Origin of the sequence: Flavobacterium sp. CG_9.10 (genome assembly GCF_015752245.1) — a bacterium.
Classification (GTDB): domain Bacteria; phylum Bacteroidota; class Bacteroidia; order Flavobacteriales; family Flavobacteriaceae; genus Flavobacterium.
Genome location: NZ_JADOVD010000031.1, coordinates 1 through 4910, shown reverse-complemented (window position 1 = coordinate 4910; position 4910 = coordinate 1). Strand labels below are relative to the sequence as shown.

2 protein-coding genes are annotated in these 4910 nt (G+C 35.6%); both read right to left on the bottom strand.

What is annotated here, in order from left to right; all coding sequences use genetic code 11:
• The coding region (locus IWX84_RS15250; RefSeq protein ID WP_196851616.1) for a SprB repeat-containing protein at positions 1 to 1736 on the bottom strand (1736 nt) is incomplete at its 3' end.
• A gap of 1482 nt (positions 1737 to 3218) precedes the next feature.
• Positions 3219 to 4910: T9SS type A sorting domain-containing protein (locus IWX84_RS15245; protein ID WP_196851615.1), on the bottom strand; the 1692-nt coding region annotated here is incomplete at its 5' end.

Here is a 4910-nt window from a genome sequence, read left to right as displayed (position 1 = left end):
AGTGTTCCTGTTCCTCCTGAAGCCGTAATCGTGATTGAACCATCGGTTCCACCATTACATTTAGGACTTACAAGTACAGCTGATACAGCGATTGCAGTTGGTTGAGTGATCGTAACGGATCCTTTTAATACACAATTGTTGGCATCTTTCACCGCCCATAAATAGGTTCCAGCAGTTAATCCGCTGAAGACATTAGAGGCTTGGTAAGTTGATCCATCATTAGCTGAATACATCAGTGTTCCTGTTCCTCCTGTAGCGGTAATCGTGATTGAACCATCGGTTCCACCATTACATTTAGGACTTACTAACACTGCAGAAGAGACTACAATCGCTGGCGGTTGAGAAACAACAACTGATCCCGATGATTTGCATCCTTTGGAATCTGTAATTTGCCATTGATAGGTACCGGCTAATACATTACTGATATCCTGTGTGGATGCAGTAAAATTATTTGGACCAGTCCAAGAATACGTAAATCCAGCAGTCCCCCCAGTAACGGTAAGGTCTATAGAACCAAATCCACCATTACAAGCTGGACTTGATGCTACTGCCACTCCTTTTGGACTACCATCAATAATGAACTGGATTGGCGCACCTGGGAAATCTTTTAATTCTGACGTTTGTGAATTTCCAGAAGATCTTGTTCTAATAAATAACGTACTTATTGAAAAACAAGGATCTTTAAACGCATTTTTAAACACCTGAGTAAGATTAATGGCCCCTTCGGCCCATTGATTCGGAGCATAATCTCCGCCTACACCGGTTCCATTTGGATCACTACCGTAAACATCAAACGGAACGTGAGTCAACGTGGTATTATTAGTGATGAATATTCTGCCAAGAAACTCTGAATTTGGATGAATGACATATTCAAATCCTCCTCCAGCCTTAGCTGACCATACGCGAATCACGGCGTTAGCATCGCCACCACCGTTAGTAAACTCGATAGTGATCAGAATGTCACCAAGTGTACGACCACCATCGGTACCTAAACTGGTAAAACCCCCACTACCTCCGGTAATAGAGCCATTGGAAGCCATAGTGGCGCCAGTGATGGTCATTGATTTTTGCAAAAATTCGAAATCAATATAGCTACTACCGTTAGTAACTTGTCGGTCACCCGCAAATAAACACCATAAGTCGGTTGCTACACCTCCCGGTAAATTAGGATCGCCATATGAAAAATGGGCTCCAGCGTTTTCGATTTCATTTTTGTTGGGCGAATTGCCCGGCCCCCAAGTATATGTATTGGGGTTGTCATCTATTTTATTAGATGCTGTAAAGATTGTTAAATCATTTTCATATCTATCCTGCAGGAAAAAAGTGTGTCCAGGATAAAGTAATTCCCCTGTAAAGGGATTAATAACACCATGGCCATTGATGTCAGGATGTTGCGAATCAAATAAATCCCCAACATTTTCGTAGCCTGCCGGACTATGGGCATAGGCATCTCCATCAACTCCAGAACCTGTTTTAGGTGATATAACTGGTACAAATCCTCTAATCGAGCCTTGTGCTTGAACAGTTGTATTTGATAGCAAAAATACTATCAATAAAAGGGACGTGGCGACCCATTGTCGCCATTGAAACTGCTCCAATCTTGATAAATAATTGACAGTAGGTCTCTTATTAAATTTCTTGAAATTTAATTTAGACGTGGTGTTTTTCGTTAAAAAGCAACTCATTATTTTGTTGTATAAGAAATCGAAAAACTTAAAAATTGTATTCTTTTTCATAATAATAGTATTTTAACACCATATATAGGATTTAATAGGAAGTTTACAGACTGGGGGTGAATCCTAATCTTCAAATGAAATAATGAAGCTAACCATCTTAAAAGGATATTTTTATCAGAACAATAAAAAACACCTCTATCATACCAGAAATCGATTTGTAAAAATTTATTAGATTAATTTCAAAACGACCAAATTAAAACAGGTAAATAGGTTATCACGGGAAATTACACATTGGGGAAATGCAAGTAACCTTTACTAACTAATCTCCAATTAAACATAATTGAAGTGAATTCTCAAACATAGGAATCTAATATGCGGGGAACAAAATAGGAATCCTAATACTAACCTAAAGTCGTATAAATACAACTTAATTCTTTTCTTACATAAAATTAAGCATTATACTAAATGCATCTAAAAAAAGTAGGAATAAACTCGACAAGATGCCTATTTAATCGACAATTAGCATTGGTAGGTAAGAAAATAATTATGTAAATTAAAAATAAATTAAATATTAATTTATTGATTAACAGTTACTTACGTGTTAAAATGATATTTAAATAATTACAAATGATTTTCTTACTTAATACAATTCATTTATTATAAGAGCGATTTGATAAAAAATCAGAAATTTCACCAAAAAGAACAATAAAAATAGATAATAAACCATTTTAATCGATTAAGTACATACTTGATTAAGAAAAAAAGCATGAATATGTAAAAAAAATATTCTACTAATTAATTGATTACCAGATATCTAAATGTTAAATTAATTGATTGTAATTATGAATAGATTTCCTACTTCAAAAAATTTAATGTCTTTACTTATTATATTAAATTCAACATCTGGAAATCGGATAATTTGGATATCATTTTAATAAGCTCATTTGAAGGTTAGGTATCACCAAAAAAAAGGAAAAAAATTATACCTTAAATAGACAATATTCCATTATTATCGATAGGAAGCAGAGTCCGCTAAGAAACCCATTACACAAATAAAAAATTAATAAAAAAAAGATCCTGTTAATGTATTGTTTTTAAACTTTTTAGGCATTATGCTACATAAATTTTATTAATTAAAATATGGAATTACGAAAACCAGCTTTATGCTCCTTTAAATTTAATATCGAGATATTATATCTTCTTTGTTTCAATATATAAAAAAAAATGGGTCCATTATTCGTGGCATTATTACACAATATTCCAAAATAAAATAGCCTTCGCATCTTCTTTCTCTGACTCTTTTTTATGCCGCTTAATAGTTTATTACTGATTAATTCGAAAACTATGTAGTTTCTAAAAAACGAAGCTAGACAGGGCATTATTAATTAGAAACAAAAAATAGATTGTACCAATATGTTGATGCTTCGTCAACTTAACATACAATGGTTCGAACACCCTATTTTTGACCGACGATCTTAAAAATATTCAAAAAAAAAGCATCCGCGAAAACGGATGCTTTTACATTAAGGTTATTAATTTTTTCTATTTTCCAGACATCACTTTTTTAGTGGCGTATCCTTTGTCAGTAGTCACTTTCACAATATAAACCTGTTCCTGCTCAATGGTAGAGCTAGGTATTAACATGATTTCTTTGTTATAGTAACTATTTGTGTCCAATTTAGTAAGTATCACTCTTCCTAGTGCGTCAAACATTTCTATTTTCACATCAGAGATGTAATCAAAATCGTATCTGATTGTAAGAACATCTTTAAAAGGAACTGGATATGCTGTAAAGTCTGCTGTAGTTTTAGCAGCTGGTCGCGCTAGTGGATCACTTGGGATACGTAAAGTAACGATTCCAGTAATTTGACAATTATTAGCATCTTTCACTATCCAATTGTAAACTCCTGCAGTTAAGGCAGCAAAGAAGTTTGATGTTTGGAATGTACTTCCATTATCAATTGAATACATCAATAAACCTGTTCCGCCCGTTGCGTTTAATGTAATTGAACCATCTTTCAATGCTACACAGCAAGAAGGGTTTACAGCAGATACAGACACTGCAATTAATTGTGGATTAACTAAAGTAACTGATCCTTTCAAAATACATCCGTTAGCATCTTTCACCGCCCAATCATAAACTCCCGCAGCAAGTCCGCTAAATATGTTTGATGATTGGTAAGTTAATCCGTCATCTTTAGAGTACGTTAGTATACCTGTACCTCCTGAAGCTGTAATTGTGAATGAACCATCGGCTCCTCCAGTACATTTAGGATTTGTAGGTGTTGCTGACGCAACTATTAATGCAGGATTGCTAAGATTAACAGTTCCTTTTGTAACACATCCATTTGATTCTTTTACCGCCCATTGATATTGTCCTGCTGGTAAAGCAGTAAACACATTAGACGATTGGTAAGTAGCACCATCATTTAGAGAGTACATCAAAGGAGCATTTCCTCCCGTAGCATTAACAGTAATCGAACCGTCAGTTCCTCCATTACATTTAGGATTCACAAGAGTTGCTGTTACTGTCACCGCTGGTGGAGTGGTCAAGATAAACGTACCTTTCAATAAGCAGCCATTGGCATCTTTCACTCTCCATTTGTATTCTCCTGCCGCAAGGCCTGTAAACACATTGGATGATTGATAAGTAAGACCTTGATCAATGGAGTACGTTAATGTACCAGTACCGCCTGAAGCGATAATCGTAATCGAACCGTCTGTTCCTCCATTGCATTTAGGATTCACAAGAATTGATGATGCGACAATCAATGGAGGATTGGTTAAAGTAACCGTACCTCTCAAGATGCAATTATTAGCATCTTTCACCACCCAGTTATATGTTCCAGCAAGTAATCCGCTAAATACATTAGATGTTTGGTAAGTTGTTCCATTATTGATGGAATACATCAGTGTTCCTGTACCTCCAGTAGCAGAAATGGTTATTGAACCGTCAGGATCATAACAACATTTAGGATTTATTGGAGTAACATTAGCCACAAGCAATGCTGGTTGTGCAATAGTTTCTGAACCTTCCATAATACATCCGTTGGCATCTTTAACAATCCAAGTGTACGTACCGGCGGTAAGACCTGTATACACTTTTGGAGAGGTTTGAGCCAAGTAGCCTGCACCGTTGAAGTTCACCATATAAGGACTTGTTCCTCCGCTGAATGTTACGGTTACTGAACCATCAGTTCCTCCGTTACATTTCACATCAGAATGTCCATCTGT